Source organism: Thiohalobacter sp. COW1 (assembly GCF_016629505.1).
In the GTDB taxonomy this organism is placed as follows: Bacteria; Pseudomonadota; Gammaproteobacteria; order Thiohalobacterales; family Thiohalobacteraceae; genus Thiohalobacter; species Thiohalobacter thiocyanaticus_A.
In genome coordinates this window covers 2,260,038-2,275,965 of record NZ_AP024239.1, presented here as the reverse complement: position 1 = coordinate 2,275,965, position 15,928 = coordinate 2,260,038, and the positions used below count along the sequence as shown (strand labels likewise).

Annotated in this window: 10 protein-coding genes; all 10 read left to right on the top strand. The window is 59.8% G+C overall.

Features of this window, described 5'->3' with window-relative positions; translation table 11 throughout:
- Positions 1–4 precede the first annotated feature (4 nt).
- The 10 genes from COW1_RS10625 to prsR all read left to right on the top strand — a co-directional run bounded on the left by COW1_RS10625 (position 5) and on the right by prsR (position 15,828).
- Positions 5–808 (top strand): DUF2334 domain-containing protein, encoded by an 804-nt coding sequence (locus COW1_RS10625; protein WP_201344156.1) that lies wholly within the window; start codon positions 5–7, stop codon positions 806–808.
- A gap of 8 nt (positions 809–816) precedes the next feature.
- Positions 817–1,971, top strand: coding sequence for a glycosyltransferase (locus tag COW1_RS10620; protein WP_201344155.1), 1,155 nt, complete (start codon positions 817–819; stop codon positions 1,969–1,971).
- Between the two features lie 2 nt (positions 1,972–1,973).
- Entirely contained in the window at positions 1,974–3,332 is a 1,359-nt protein-coding gene (locus tag COW1_RS10615) for a phenylacetate--CoA ligase family protein (protein WP_201344154.1), read from the top strand.
- Between the two features lie 99 nt (positions 3,333–3,431).
- On the top strand, positions 3,432–4,967 hold the full coding sequence (xrtD, locus tag COW1_RS10610; protein WP_201344153.1) for a VPLPA-CTERM-specific exosortase XrtD: 1,536 nt from the start codon (positions 3,432–3,434) through the stop codon (positions 4,965–4,967).
- 120 nt (positions 4,968–5,087) lie between these two features.
- Positions 5,088–6,734 (top strand): glycosyltransferase family 4 protein, encoded by a 1,647-nt coding sequence (locus tag COW1_RS10605; RefSeq protein WP_201344152.1) that lies wholly within the window; start codon positions 5,088–5,090, stop codon positions 6,732–6,734.
- 280 nt (positions 6,735–7,014) lie between these two features.
- Positions 7,015–8,103 carry a GDP-mannose 4,6-dehydratase gene (gmd, locus tag COW1_RS10600; protein ID WP_201344151.1) on the top strand — a complete coding sequence of 363 codons (1,089 nt, stop codon included), beginning with the start codon at positions 7,015–7,017 and terminating at the stop codon, positions 8,101–8,103.
- A 45-nt stretch (positions 8,104–8,148) separates the two neighbouring features.
- Positions 8,149–9,102: a GDP-L-fucose synthase gene (locus COW1_RS10595; protein ID WP_201344150.1), complete on the top strand. Its 954-nt coding sequence runs from the start codon at positions 8,149–8,151 to the stop codon at positions 9,100–9,102.
- Between the two features lie 254 nt (positions 9,103–9,356).
- Positions 9,357–11,780 (top strand): tetratricopeptide repeat protein, encoded by a 2,424-nt coding sequence (locus tag COW1_RS10590; protein WP_201344149.1) that lies wholly within the window; start codon positions 9,357–9,359, stop codon positions 11,778–11,780.
- A 582-nt stretch (positions 11,781–12,362) separates the two neighbouring features.
- Positions 12,363–14,504, top strand: a complete 2,142-nt coding sequence (prsK, locus tag COW1_RS10585) for an XrtA/PEP-CTERM system histidine kinase PrsK (protein WP_201344148.1) — start codon at positions 12,363–12,365, stop codon at positions 14,502–14,504.
- Positions 14,470–15,828, top strand: a complete 1,359-nt coding sequence (prsR, locus tag COW1_RS10580) for a PEP-CTERM-box response regulator transcription factor (RefSeq protein ID WP_201344147.1) — start codon at positions 14,470–14,472, stop codon at positions 15,826–15,828. The genes prsK and prsR overlap by 35 nt, the downstream gene beginning before the upstream one ends.
- Positions 15,829–15,928 lie beyond the last annotated feature (100 nt).

The following is a 15,928-nucleotide window of genomic DNA, read 5'->3' as shown; positions in this document are numbered from 1 at the left end:
AAATATGAGTCACGAATACTTTTTCAGAAATGATGATGTTAGGAGTACGCTCGACAATACGCTCGTCGATATGCAGGAGCTTTTTATAAAGCATTCGGTGCCAATAATTCATGCGGTTGAGCCAGCAAACGTAACTCCGGAAGTGGTTGGATGGCTTCTTGAGATGAGGCGTGATCATCCGGATCTCGTCGAGATCATGCAGCATGGGTACGACCACACGATCAAGAACAAGGAAAAGAAAGGCGAGTTTGGTGGGCAAAGGGGTTACGAGGAGCAATATGAGGATATAAGGAAAGGAAAGGAGTTGATGAGCCGGCTTTTCGGGTCTGACTGGTTCGAGGCTTTCAACTTTCCTTATGCGCCTTATAACAAAGCCGCAATAGAAGCGTTACAGCGTGTTGGTTATAAGGTTTTGAACTCGCACTACAATGCCGAGTGGAAGCGTAAGGTGTTCTACGCGATCGGGCACTTGCTCGGTAAAGGGATGATGTTTGATCATCATGTTTCCTGGAATCTCCAGAAATATCCCGGCACCACCATGTGGGAGATTTCCATGAACATTACCTTCATCAAAAAGTATTATAACGAAAACACGGACTGCGAGTTTTATACTCTTGATGAACTGAAACGGCAGATCGACAGATATATTCTAACACCGTACCCCATCGGGCTTTTGTTGCATCATCGTTACCATGTAACTCAGCAAAGCATGGATCTGATCGAACAGGTATTCGATTACCTGCGAGTGAATAATGTCAGGCCGGTAACTATGCGTACCATCTATGAGCGCTTAGAGTCCAGAGGATGAGTCCCGGCGTGAAAGAAAAATGGCTTGTCCATTTCTCAGGTGATGACTGGTGGCAATCGAATCCACACTCCAGGCACCATATAACGTTCCAGTTCCAGAAGGCGGGCTACAATGTTCTCTGGATCAATCCCATGGGGCTGCGGTTTCCTTCCTTCAAGAAGAAGGGGTTTGCAAAGAAAATATTCAATAAGATTAAAAGTATATTAAGAGCTCTCATTAAGATTTCTCCAGGGTTTTATGTATATACATTCATTTTCCTTCCTGTTTTCAAACGCGGCCTGGTTGAGCGCCTGAATGCACGGTTTGTCGATCTCCAACTGAGGGTCGTTTTCAGACTACTGGGGATTGATGGCGCAGTTGCTTTCGTGACCCTGCCGACGTTCGCACCAGTGGTCAGGCGGGCGAAACTGGCGGGTCGTTTCCGTGCAGTTATCTATTATTATTCCGATCAGTATGATCAGTATAGGGAGATAACTGACAGAAAACCCATACTGGAGTGGGATTTAATGCTTCAGGAGGATGCTGATGCAATTTACTGCGCATCAGAAGCGATAATGGAGTCTGTCGATCCTGAAATACGTGCAGGGAAGACGGTCAAGGTTATCGAGCATCAGGTGGATTTCGAGCATTTCGATTACAAGAATCTGGATGATGTCGCGCGTGACATCCATGCACCGGTTATTGGTTATTTCGGGAGCCTGACGGATTCGAACGACTGGGGGATGATCGAGCATGCCGCGAAGGCGCGGCCGGACTGGAAGTTTGTGTTCCTGGGGAACAAACGCATTGCTTTGCCAGAACTGGAAGCTTTGCCGAATGTCGAATTCAGGGGTTTTGTTTCGTATCAGGACCTTCCGCGCGAGGCGGCCGGGTTTTCCGTCGGCATCATGTTCTGGAAGATGACGGATTGGATCAGGGCTTGTTCCCCGCTCAAACTCAAGGAGTATCTCGCTCTCGGGCTCCCCGTGGTGTCCGTTCCCATAGATGAGGTTGTGAACAAGTATTCGAACTATGTTCACTTCGCTTCAACGCCGGATGAGTTTGTTGAAGCTGTTGAGCGCGCCCTCCAGGATACGAACAGGGAGGAGCGTCGTGATTATGTGAAGCAGTTTTCCTGGAAGGCCGCAACCCGGGAAATTATGACGGACTGCGGATTGAACTAATCATGGCGCTGGATACCTGGTTCTACCGCGAGATCGGACTGCGCTGCATCGATTATGCGCGCAAGACCCGCACTGTTTCGGAACTGAAAAAGCTGCGTGAGACCGAGTATGCATCTTCGGCTGAGTTGAGACAACTCCAGTTCGATCGGCTCAAGGCGCTGCTCAGACATTGCCGGGATAATGTGCGGTTTTACCGTGAACGCTTTCACGCCTGCGGTTTCAACCCCGACACCATGGAGTCTTTCTCTGACCTGCAGGTCATCCCGGTCCTGACCAAGGATGACATTCGCGCCAATTTCGATGCAATGAAAGCGTCGGACTTCTCCAGCTTCAGGCCCCGAATCAAGGAAACCGGCGGCTCTACCGGACAGCCCCTGAAACTTTATCATGACGAGTGGAGCCACAGCATGATGTGGGCCAATATATATCGTGGCTTCGGGCATGCCGGGTACATGCCTGGAGACAGATATCTGACTATCGCTAGTGGTTCTTTGCTGCCCAAGAAACTGAAAAGAGGTTTTAAGCTTTATTTTGCCCTGCAGAATTCAATAGTATATCCGAGCTACCATCTGGATGAACGAATGGCGACAGAGTTGCGCGAATTGATCGTTGCTCGAAGACCATTATTTATATATGGCTACTCGTCCACTCTGGTACAGTTCGCTCGTAGTCTCGCGGCTCAGAACCTTACGGTTGACGGACTCAAGGCGGTATTCACCACTGCCGATATGCTTTATCCACACCAACGGCAACTAATTGAATCTTCGCTTAGAGCACCAGTGTTCGACAATTATGGCTGTCCTGAGGCCGGGGTCATGACCTGGGAATGTACGGAACATGACGGTTACCACTACAACATGGAATCCTGTTTCCTGGAAACTGTCGATGATAACGATAAGGGGGCTGGCAGACTTATCTCAACCAATCTCGCCAACTGGGCTTTCCCCATTGTTAGATACGATACCGGTGACATTGGAAAAATTGAGGATACGGGGCAGTGTCGGTGCGGTCGCAGCCATGACAAGGTAAGGTCACTGCTAGGCCGACAGCGGGATATTATCACCCTGCCCAGCGGGCGCATGTTGCATGGTGCATTTTTTAATCATCTCAAATATTTCTACGATGATGAGCGTATCCTGAGGTTCCAGATAATACAGCCACAGTCAGATACTGTCGAAGTGCATCTGGAGTTAGTGGCTGGCTGCGTAATCGATGATTTTGCGTTTATTTCACAAGAGTTGCAGGCACTGCTGGATTACGAAGTGGTCGTCTCGTTGATTGAAGGGCAATTCCGTGAAAGCGCGGTCAGTCGTAAACACAGGGTAGTAATATCAGATGTAGACAATGTGTGGACTGGCTAGCAGTAGATCAGGTAATGGTTTTACTTGCACGATGGCAACTGCTTCGGAGTGAGCAAGATGGCTAAGAATATTGATAATCAATCGCTTCATACATTTTCGATGCAACTTACGCTGGTATTGGTTGCGGTCATCGCCATCCTGGGTATGGCCTACGTCAGTACATTCGAGGATATGGTCCATCGCTGGAACACCAAGGAGGAATACGGCTATGCCTATCTGATTCCGGTGATAACCGCCTTCCTGATCTGGCAGCGTCGGTTCGATATACAGAAGGTCGGCATCAGCAGTTCCTATGCCGGGCTGGTGCTGGTGATATTCGGTGGGGGGCTGCTGTTCCTGGGGTTGATGGCCACAACCCATACGCTGGCGCAGTATTCCATAGTGATTGTCATCATGGGGCTGGCCCTGTCTTTCCTGGGCTGGCGGGCCTTCAAGCTGGTATTCGCCCCTCTGTTCCTGCTGTTCTTCATGGTCCCGCTGCCGCCTTTCATTTTCAATAACCTCTCCGGCAAGCTGCAGCTCATCTCTTCCGAGATCGGCGTGGCCGTGATCCGCATGTTCGATATCAGCGTCTATCTCGAAGGCAACGTGATCGATCTGGGCAGCTACAAGCTGCAGGTGGTCGAGGCCTGCAGTGGGTTGCGCTACCTGTTCCCGTTGGCCAGCCTGAGTTTTGTTGCGGCTTATATATATAAGGGTGCGTTCTGGAAGAAGGCAATCATCTTTCTTTCCAGTGCCCCGATCACGGTGCTGATGAACAGTTTCCGCATAGGGGTGATCGGTGTCCTGGTGGAATACGGTGGTCCCGGACAGGCGGAAGGCTTTCTGCATGATTTCGAGGGTTGGGTCATCTTCATGGCCTGTATTGCCATCCTGGTGCTGGAAATGGCGGTGCTGGCGAAAATCGGCAGGAACAAGATGACTCTGGGCGAGGCCTTTGGAATCGATATTCCGGAACCACCGGAGAACCCGGACCGGCATTACGTCAAGCCGGCCGGGCCGCATTATCTGTCTGTTGCCCTCGCCGGTGTGGTGACCGCGGGGGCGCTTTATGCGCAGAACGCTGAGAATATTATTCCTGAGCGGCGGCTGTTTGTCGGCTTCCCGATGGAAGTGGGGGAGTGGGAAGGCAGAGAGGATAAGCTGGAGAGCATCTACCTGCGCTCGCTCAAGCTGGATGACTACCTCATGGCGGATTACCGCAATGAGACAGGTCGGCAGGTGAATTTCTATGTGGCCTATTACGGCGATCAGACGGCGGGTGCCGCCGCCCATTCGCCCCGGGCCTGTATCCCCGGTGGCGGCTGGCAGATCAAGGATCATCAGGTGGTGCCGGTCGAGAGCGTTGAAGTCCTGGGGCAGCCGCTGGAGGTCAACCGCATGATCATCGCCAAGGGCGATTTCCGGCAGTTGGTCTATTACTGGTTCCAGCAGCGGGGGCGGGTGATCACCAACGAATACTGGGTGAAGTGGTGGCTGTTCCAGGATGCGCTCACCCGGCACCGCACCGACGGGGCCCTGGTGCGGCTGACCATCCCGATTCAGCCCGGGCAGGATCTGGCCGATGCAGAGAAGGCGCTGCGGGAGTTTGCCGGCCTGGTGGTGCCGAAGCTGGGGCCGTATGTGCCGGAGTAGGGGCTGCGGTCATGGATCCCGGCCTCCGCCGGGATGACAGAGTTAAGGCTGCATGTCGGGTGGAGATTGCCACGGCGCTACGCGCCTCGCAATGACATACTTAATTATTAGAAGAAAATTTTGACTGAGATTCCTGCCAATCACCTGTTGATACTGGTCGCGGCCATGGTCATCAGCATGACGCTGATTCCGGTCATGGTCCGGCTGGCGCCCGTGCTGGGCATGGTCGACAAGCCGGATCCGCGCAAGGTGCATTCCGTACCCATCCCGCGGGTGGGCGGAGTCGGGATCGTCATCGGCAGCCTGGTGCCGCTGCTGGTGTGGCTGCCCATCGATACCCTGACGGCGAGCTATCTGGCGGGTGCGCTGATCCTGCTCCTGTTCGGGGCCTGGGACGATGCCAAAGAGCTGGGCCACTATGTGAAGTTCATCGGCCAGTTCGCGGCGGTGCTCGGCGTGGTCTACTGGGGTGATCTGTATGTCACCCAGTTGCCGCTGCTGGGGCCGGAGGCCATGTCGGAATCCATGGGCCGGGTGTTCACCGTCATTGCCATGGTGGGCATGATCAACGCCATGAACCACTCCGATGGTCTGGACGGGCTGGCCGGGGGCGAGTCGCTGATCAGCCTGCTGGCGATCATCTATCTGGCCTATCAGGCCGGTGGGGATATGGCGGTGGTTGTGGCCGTTGCCACCATCGGTGGGGTGTTCGGCTTTCTGCGCTTCAACTCACATCCGGCGCGGGTATTCATGGGCGACGGCGGCAGTCAGTTCCTGGGTTTTACCCTGGCGTTTCTGGCGGTGTACCTGATGACGCGGGTCAATCCGGCCCTGAGCCCGGCCCTGCCGCTGCTGTTTCTCGGGCTGCCCATCGTCGACATCCTGGCCGTGTTCGCCCAGCGCATCTATCACGGCATGAACTGGTTCAAGGCGAGCAAGAATCACATCCATCATCGGCTGCTGGAACTGGGCTTCGAGCATCATGAGTCGGTTATCACCATCTATGCCATCCAGGCGCTGCTGGTGCTGCTGGCAGTGGTGCTGCCCTACGAGCATGACCTGCTCATCATCGGGATCTACGTCGGAGTTTCCGTAGCGGTCTTCGCCGGGCTGATCGTTGCGGAACGCAGCGGCTGGCGGAAGAGCCGGGAACGGCTGCTGTTCCCGGCGGTGAAGGCCTTCGGTGTGATCCGCAAGCAGCCCCAGTTCCTGCAGGCGCTGACCGGCCTGGTGATGGCGGTGATCGCCCTGTATGCGCTGGTGGTTGCCTTCGTGGTGGAACAGGTGCCACTGCAGTTCGGCTACATTCTTGTCGTGCTCGCTGGCCTGCTGCTCGCCCGGCTGCTGGCGGGCTTCCGCCTGTGGTTCCTGTTCCTGCGCCTGACGTTGTTCCTGTCCATGGCGGCGCTGGTGTATCTGGTCAACCTGTATCCGCAGCCCTGGTTTACGGAGGTATCCCGCTTTTTCGACTATGCGGTGTTTGCAGTGCTGATCCTGGCGATTGCTGCGGGCATGCGGTTTGCTGAGAATTCACGCTTCGATGTCAGTCCGCTGGATTTTCTGGTGATCCTGATGCTGCTGGTGGCGGGGATATTTCCCCAGCAGATCGGATTGAGCGAGATGCTGCTGCGGCTGATCATCGAGTTCGTGGTGCTGTTCTATGCGGTGGAGTGGGTGCTCAAGCACATGCGCAGCCGGTGGAACCTGATGACGCTGGGGGTGCTGGGGAGTCTGGTGGTGTTGTCGGGGCGGTTTGTGTTGGGTTGAGGATGACGGGAATTCGTAGGTCGGATTAGCCCGGAGGGCGTAATCCGACGTTGCGTGATGTCGGGTTACGCTGCGCTAACCCGACCTACGGCACTTTCCCGTCATCCCGGCGAAGGCCGGGATCCATGAACCGCGGCGGCTTCTGGATCCCGGCCTTCGCCGGGATGACGGGTGTGGGTTGGGGTGATGGGTGTGGGTTAGGATGACGGGTGCGGGCCGGGATGACGGGTATGGATCGGGATGATGGAAAATTTTTTGAATTGTGGGGTGTGAGAGAAAAATGAGTAAAGTTGCATTGATCACCGGCATCACGGGCCAGGACGGCGCCTATCTGGCGGAGTTCCTGCTGGAGAAGGGCTATGAAGTGCACGGCCTCAAGCGCCGGGCCTCGTCGTTCAATACCGACCGCATCGATCACCTGTACCAGGATCCGCATGTCAGCGACCGACATTTCATACTGCACTACGGCGATCTGACCGATTCCACCAACCTGATCCGCATCATCCAGCAGGTGCAGCCGGACGAGATCTACAACCTGGCCGCGCAGAGCCATGTGGCGGTCTCCTTCGAGACGCCGGAGTACACCGCCAATGCCGATGCGCTCGGTACCCTGCGGCTGCTGGAGGCGATCCGCATCCTGGGCCTGGAGAAAAAGACCAAGTTCTATCAGGCCTCGACCAGCGAACTGTTCGGCAAGGTGCAGGAGATCCCGCAGAAGGAGACCACGCCCTTCTACCCGCGCAGCCCCTATGCCGTGGCCAAGCTCTACGCCTACTGGATCTGCGTGAACTACCGCGAGGCCTACGGCATCTATGCCTGCAACGGTATCCTGTTCAACCACGAGTCGCCGATTCGAGGCGAGACCTTCGTCACCCGCAAAATCACCCGCGCCGTCGCCCGCATCAAGCTCGGGCTGCAGGACAAACTGTACCTGGGCAACCTGGACGCCAAGCGCGACTGGGGCCATGCAAAGGACTATGTGCGCATGCAGTGGCTGATGCTGCAACAGGATGCGCCGGACGATTACTGCATCGCCACCGGCGTACAGTACTCGGTGCGGGATTTCGTAAACGCCGCCTGCAGCGAGGTTGGCATCCAGCTGGACTGGCAGGGCCAGGGCGTGGACGAGAAGGGCATCGACCGCAAGAGCGGGCAGGTGCTGGTCGAGGTCGACCCGCGCTACTTCCGGCCCACAGAGGTGGAGACCCTGCTGGGCGATCCGTCCAAGGCCAAGCAACAGCTGGGCTGGGTGCCGGAGATCAGCTTCGACGAGATGGTCGCGGAGATGGTGCGCGAGGATATCAAGATCGCCGAGCGTGATGAGTTGTGCAGGCGTGAGGGGTTCAAGACCTTTGATTACAACGAATGAAAGTTCAAGAGCGCCACGGAATACACGGAAAGCACGGAATTATTCATGAATAAAGATGCGAAAATCTATATCGCCGGTCACCGTGGCCTGGTTGGGGGTGCCATCGTCCGGCGGCTGGAGCAGGCGGGTTATACGAACCTGGTCACTCGCACCAGCCGGGAGCTGGATCTGCGCGATCAGGCGCAGGTGAATGCCTTTTTTGAATCAGAGCAGCCCGAGTATGTGTTTCTGGCGGCGGCCAAGGTGGGCGGGATTCTGGCCAACGACAGCTATCCGGCCGAGTTCCTGTATGACAACCTGATGCTGGAGGCCAATGTCATTCACGCCGCCTACAGGGCCGGGGTGAAGAAGCTGCTGTTCCTGGGCAGTACCTGCATCTATCCCAAGCATGCGCCCCAGCCGATGCCGGAGGACAGCCTGCTCACCGGGCCGCTGGAGCCGACCAACGAGTGGTACGCGGTGGCCAAGATCGCCGGCATCAAGTTGTGCCAGGCCTATCGGCGCCAGTATGGCTGCAGCTTCATCTCGGCCATGCCGACCAACCTGTACGGCATCGGCGACAACTTCGATCTGGAGAAATCCCACGTCATGCCGGCGCTGATCCGCAAGATGCACGAGGCGAAAGAGGCGGGTGCACCGAGCGTGGAGATCTGGGGTACGGGCACGCCGCTGCGCGAGTTCCTGTTCGTCGATGACTGCGCGGATGCCTGTCTGTTTCTGATGCAGAATTACGACGACGCAGGCATCGTCAACATCGGCGTGGGCGAGGATATCGCCATCGCCGACCTGGCCCGGCTGGTGGCCCGGGTGGTGGGCTACGCGGGCGAACTGGTGTTCGACAGCAGCAAACCTGACGGCACGCCGCGCAAGCTGGTGGATACCTCCCGGATCAATGCCCTGGGCTGGCGGCCGACGGTTTCCCTGGAAGCGGGAATCCGGTTAACCTACGACTGGTACCGCGAGCAGCTCGGCGCGGCCGGGGTACGGGGGGTTGGATAATATTCTATAGCCACGGAATACACGGAAAGCACGGAAAAAACCAAAATATATTAAAAAGTTATTTGTTTCCGGTCGTGTTCTCGTCATCCCGGCGCAGGCCGGGATCCAGAAGCCGCCGCGGTAACTGGATTCCCGCCTGCGCGGGAATGACGGGAAAGGCGGCGGATAACCTGCAGATACTCATGTTTTGGTTTTTTCCGTGCTTTCCGTGTATTCCGTGGCCATTAAAATCAAATAAAACACAGGTGGATGCAATGAATCTCAAGAAAACGACACTGGTGGTGGTGCTGGCCGCGGTCCTCGGGGCCTGCGGCGGCGCGGAGGAGCGCAAGCAGGCCTATCTGGAACGCGGCAAGGCCTACCTGGAGGAGGACAACTTCGACAAGGCCCGGGTGGAGATCAAGAACGTGCTGCAGATCGATCCCGAGCACGCCGAGGCCTACCTGCTGCTGGGCCGCATCATGGAGAAGGAGCAGAACTGGGCCAAGGCCTACGGCAACTACAGCAAGGCCGTGGAACTGGATCCTTCGCTGCTGGATGCGCGCATGCGGCTGGGACAGTTCATGCTGCTGCAGGCCAATGCCTCACGCGCGCGTGAGCAAGCCGAAGCCGAGGCCAAGGCGCTGGCCGACGTGCGCGAGCAGCTGGCCGCGATCCGCGAGGCCGATCCCGAGCATCCCGGGGTGGTGGCGCTGTCCGCCTCGCTCAAGGCACGTGACGGCGACCGCGATGGCGCCATCGCCATCCTCAAGCCCTACTTCGACCGCCACCCGGACGAGACCGAGGTTGCTGTGCTGCTGGCCAATGTCTATCAACAGACCGAGCGCTACGGCGATGCGCAGCAGGTGCTGGCGCAGGCGGCGCAGGCCAGCCCGGATGAGGTTCAACTCAAGGTGCAGCTGGCCCAGGCCTATGCCCGCGACCAGAAGACCGAGGAGGCCATCCAGGCCATGCGTCAGGCCATCGAACAGAAGCCGGAGAACCTCGGTTTCCGGGTCAGCCTGGCGTCCTACTATGCCCAGCTCGATCGGACGGATGAGGCCGAGCAGGTGCTGCGTGAGGCGATCGCAGTGGATCCCGAGGACCATGAACGCTATCTGGTGCTGGTGGACTTTCTCAACAACCGGGTCTCGTCCGAGCGCGCAGCGGAGGAACTGCGAGCCGCCATCGACAGGCTGCCGGATGCCCACCAGCTGCGCTTCGCCCTGGCACGTCTGCATGGCAGCCAGGAGCAGACGGATGAGCGCAAGGCCGTGCTGAACGCCATCGTCGACAAGTGGGGCACCGAGCCGCCGGGGCTCGAGGCCAAGGTGACCCTGGCCCAGATCGCCGCGGCCGAGGACGATCTGGACACCACCCGGCGGCTGGTGGCCGAGGTGCTGGACGAGAATCCCAGTGACAACGGTGCCCTGATGCTCAAGGCGCGACTGGCATTGATGGACGAGAACTATGCGGATGCCATCACCGCCCTGCGCACCGTGGTCAAGGACCAGCCCGACAATGCCCAGGCCCTGACCCTGCTGGCCGGGGCTCACATGCAGAACGGCGAGGTGGAATTGGCCGGCGACAACCTGCGCCGGGCTGTGGAGGCCGCGCCGGACAGTGTCGATGCCCGCCTGCGCTACGCCAGCTACCTGCTGCAACGGGGCGAGTTGGACACCGCCGAGCAGCAGGTCGATGCCGTGCTGCAGGCCAATCCGGAGGAGTCGCGCGCCCTGGTGGCCAAGACCAATATCCTGGCGGCGAGGAACGATCCTGACCAGCTGAAGGATGTCATCGGCAGCATGCAGGCCGCCGATCCCGACAGCCCCGAGGGCTATTTCCGCATGGGCCGGGTGCATCGCACCATGGGCGATCTCGAGGCCGCCCACGCCGAGTACGAGAAGGCGCTGGCACGGGCCGAGGGGCAGGGTGCCGTGCTGATGCTGGGCGAGATGGTCTCGCTGGAGATCCAGATGGAGCGCCTGGACTCCGCCGAGGCGCGGGTGCAGGCGGCACTGGAGGCCGATCCCGAGCATCCCACCGGTCACGGCCTGCTCGCGACCGTGCGCATGGCGCAGAAGCGCTTTGCCGACGCCGAACGCGAATACCTGGCCCAGATCGAGCGCAGTCCGGATGCGGCCCAGCCCTACGCCCGTCTGGCGGCGGCGCGGCTGGCCCAGGATGATACGGACGGGGCGATCGAGGCGTATCGGCTGGGCCTGGAACGTCAGCCGGATTCGCCGAGCCTGCTGATCCCGCTGGCCGGACTGCAGGAGCGCAAAGGCGACTATGCCCGCGCCATCGAGCTCTACGAGCAGGTCCTGGAAAGCAATCCCGACAACGCAATCGCCACCAACAACCTGGCTGCCCTGCTGTCTGATCGCCGCACCGATCAGGCCAGCCTGGACCGTGCGCTGGAACTGGCCGATAAGTTCAGAAATGCCGAGCAGGCCGTGTTCCTGGATACCCTGGGCTGGGTGCATTACCGCCGCGGCGAGCATGAGCAGGCGGTCGAGATCCTCAGCCGGGTGGTGGAGCAGTCGCCCGATATCGCCATCTTCCACTATCACCTGGGCATGGCGCACCACGGCGCCGGCAATGCCGCCCAGGCCCGCAAGCACCTGCAGCAGGCGGTGGATGCGGGCGGCGACTTCGCCGGTATCGAGGAGGCCAGGCAGGTGCTGGAAGGGCTGTAGCGGTCCGGATTCGCCCGGGAACGCTGCGCTTGCTTATCCCGGCCTGCGGGGCTGGTAGGATGGGTGGAGCGCGGCGCAACCCATCGCGGACCGCCCGGACGATGGGTTACGGCGCTGTGCGCCTTCACCCATCCTACCCGGATCGAACCCCATATTCGTAGGATGGGTGGAGCGAAGCGCAACCCATCAGCGTGCGCAGCCTGAGATGGGTTGCGGCGCTGTGCGCCTTCACCCATCCTACCCGATCTGCCCGCGCAGGCGGGGATCCAGGGTCGGCCGGTATCCCGGCTCCCGCCGCGGTCAGTGCCGGCGCCGGAATGGCAGCAAACCACCGGACACAGGGCCGGTTTGCGACCGTCCATGTCGTTGCGCTTTACTATGCCTGTCTTATCTATCTGTTTATAAAATAAAAAATCAACCGATTGCATGTCTGCCCGATTACTGGGTATAGTCGGACGTTGCATAATGAGACAAAAATAATAACTCCCTGTTTTGCTTTAGTTTCCGCGCGGTCAGAACGATACAGGGGTCATAAGCCCGCTGCGCGTTTGTCGTAATGGACGTCTTGTTCTGGGGTGGACGATGCTGACAGTCGGTCTGGTGAGTTACGCCGCCGGCACCATGGCGGCGCTGGTGCTTGCGCTGGTGCTGCTCACCGGCAAGGCGGGCGGCGTGCGCAAGCATCTGCTCATGTTCGCCGCGGCGGCCAGTGCCCTGTGGATGGGTATATCCGCCGCCCACAGCGCCGGCCATGCCCACTTCTACGCCACGCTGATCACGGAACTGCTGCGTGACTTTGCCTGGCTGATCTTTCTCGGCGGGGTACTCACCGCTCTCATCACCGACCGCGCGCGCGCGCGGCGCCGCTTCCGCAATCTCGCCATGCTCTCGGGCGGTTACCTGCTGCTGCTTGCCAGCGCAACGACCTATCGCTTCGCCGGTGGCGAGGTGTTCCACCTGGGCCTGGGCATGGACTGGCTGCTGGCCGGCTACCTGGTCGTGCCCATCGGCGGGCTGGTGCTGATCGAGCAGGTGTTCCGCAATACCCGGGTGGATGCGCGCCGCGGTATCAAGTATCTGTGCATCGGCACCGGCAGTCTGTTCGCCTACGATTTCTATCTCTACTCCAACGCCCTGCTGTTCCAGGGCATCGATCCCAACCTGTGGCAGGCGCGCGGCCTGATCAATGCCGTGGCCATCCCGGTGGTGGCGGTGGCGGTGCTGCGCGATCCGCGCTGGTCGGTGGATATCTTCGTCTCCCGCCGCATCGTCTTCCATACCGCCGCCCTGCTCGGCGCCGGGGTGTACCTGCTGGCGATGGGCGTGGGCGGCTACTATGTACGCAACTTCGGCGGCACCTGGGGTGCGGTCGGACAGGTGATCTTCTTCTTCGGTGCCATCGTGGTGCTGGCGGTGCTGTTCCTGTCCGGGCCGGTGCGCGCCAGCCTGCGGGTGTTCATCAACAAGCACTTCTTCCACTACAAGTACGATTACCGCGACGAGTGGCTGCGCTTCATCGCCACCCTGTCGCAGCGCGAGGCCGACGAAGCGCTGGAGCCGCGGGTGGTGCAGGCCATCGCCGAGATCATCTCCAGTCCCGCCGGTGTGCTCTGGTGGCGGCGCGACGGCGCCTTCCGCCCCGTTGCCAGCTGGCATGCCGAGTACGCCGGCCTGCCGGCGGTGCAGGCAGAGGACTCGCTGCCGCGGTTTCTGGACGACCAGGAATGGGTGATCAATCTCGAGGAGTACCGCAAGGATCCGGGCTTCTACACCAACCTGCACCTGCCCGACTGGATGCTGGCGTTTCCGCGCGCCTGGCTGATCACGCCCCTGATCCTGCACGATGAACTGCTGGGCTTTGTCCTGCTGGCGCGGCCGCACGGTCAGCACCAGTTCAACTGGGAGGACTGCGATCTGCTCAAGACCGTCGGTCGCGAAGCCGCCAGTCACCTGGCCCAGTACGAGGCTTCGCGTGCGCTGGCCGAGGCGCGCCAGTTCGAGACCTACAACCGCCTGTCCACCTATGTCATCCACGATCTGAAGAATCTCATCGGTCAGCTTTCCCTGCTGGTGACCAATGCCGAGAAGCACAAGCACAACCCGGCCTTCATGGAGGATGCCATCCAGACGGTCGACAATTCGGTGACCAAGATGAACCGCCTGCTCGCGCACCTGCGCAGCGGCGATGCCGCCGAGCAGCAGCGCGAGCAGGTGGACCTGTGTCCGCTGCTGGAGGAGGTAGCCATCACCATGGCCAATGGCCACCCCGCGCCTTCCGTGGACTGCCAGGCGCGCGGCATTCATGTGAGCGCGAACCGCGAGCGCCTGGGGGCGGTGATCGGCCATGTAGTGCGCAATGCCCAGGATGCCACCCCGCCCGACGGCAAGGTGATCATTCGCCTGTTCAAGCACAACGATATGGCCGTGATCGAAGTGCAGGACACCGGTGCCGGTATGGATGAGGCATTCATCCGCGAGCATCTGTTCAAGCCCTTCGAGACCACCAAGGGTCAGGCCGGCATGGGGGTGGGGGCGCATGAGACGCGCGACTTCATCCGCAACCTCGGCGGCGAGGTGGAGGTGATCAGCCGGGTGGGGGAAGGCACCTCATTCCGCATGCGGGTGCCGATTAGCGAAGAAATCAGGAATCGTATAGAGTTGCAACTTATAGATAATAACAGGACGCCGAATGACGGACGAATCCAAGAAGCTTCTGGTCGTTGAGGACGACCCCGGCCTCCAGACTCAGCTCAAATGGTGTTTCGACGGTTATGAAGTCATTATCGCGGGCGACCGCGAGGCCGCCCTGACCGAGTTGAAGAAACACCCCTTCCCCGTGATGACCCTGGACCTGGGACTGCCGCCGGACGACGGCGGTACCAGCGAGGGCTTCGCCACCCTGGAGCAGGTGCTCAACGACTACCCCGAGACCAAGGTGATCGTGGTCACCGGCAACAACGAGCGCGAGAATGCGCTGCGCGCGGTCGGCCTGGGCGCCTACGACTTCTTCTACAAGCCCATCGACTCCGATCTGCTCGGCTTCATCGTCAACCGCGCCTACCGCCTGCACGAACTGGAGGAGGAGAACACCCGCCTGCACACCCGCCGGCCCGAGTCGCCGCTGGAAGGCGTGCTGACCGGCAGCGAGGAGATGATGCAGGTCTGCCGCACGGTGGAGAAGGTCGCCCCGGCCGATGTCTCCGTGCTGGTGCTGGGCGACTCCGGCACCGGCAAGGAACTGATGGCGCGTTCATTGCACGGCCTGAGCCGGCGCAACGACGGCCCCTTCATCGCCATCAACTGCGCCGCCATCCCCGAGAACCTGCTCGAGAGCGAATTGTTCGGCTACGAGAAGGGGGCTTTCACCGGCGCGGTCAAGACCACGCCCGGCAAGATCGAGACCGCCCACGGCGGCACCCTGTTCCTGGACGAGGTCGGCGACCTGCCCATGCCGCTGCAGGCCAAGCTGCTGCGCTTCCTGCAGGAACGCACCATCGAGCGGGTCGGCGGGCGCAAGGAGATCCCCGTCGATGTGCGCGTGGTCTGCGCCACCCACAAGGATCTGCAGCAGCTGATCCGCGACGGCGACTTCCGCGAGGATCTGTACTACCGCATCAGCGAGATCAGTATCCGCATCCCGCCGTTGCGCGAGCGCGTCGGCGACGTGCTGCTGCTGGCGCGCGCCTTCCTGGAACGCTTCAGTGAGCAGCACGGCAACAAGATCAAGAGTTTCAGCAAGGATGCCATCGCCGCGCTGGAAGGCTATCACTGGCCCGGCAATGTCCGTGAACTGGAAAACCGCGTCAAGCGCGCCGTGATCATGGCCGAGGGCAAGCAGATCACCGCCCGCGACCTCGAGCTCGGCGGCGACCACGCCAACGACGATCAGAGCTTCGACCTGCGCGAGATCCGCGAACAGGCCGAGAAGCAGGCCATCCTGCGCGCCATGAACCACTGCGGCGGCAAGATCTCCCAGGCCGCCGAACTGCTCGGTGTGAGCCGGCCGACCATGTATGACCTGTTGAAGAAATATAATCTGAAGTCGTGAGGCGTGAGGCGTGAGGCGTGAGGCGTGAGGCGTGAGGCGTGAGGCGTGAGGCGTGAGGCGTGAGGCGTGAGGCGTGAGACGTGAGACGTGAGACGTGAGA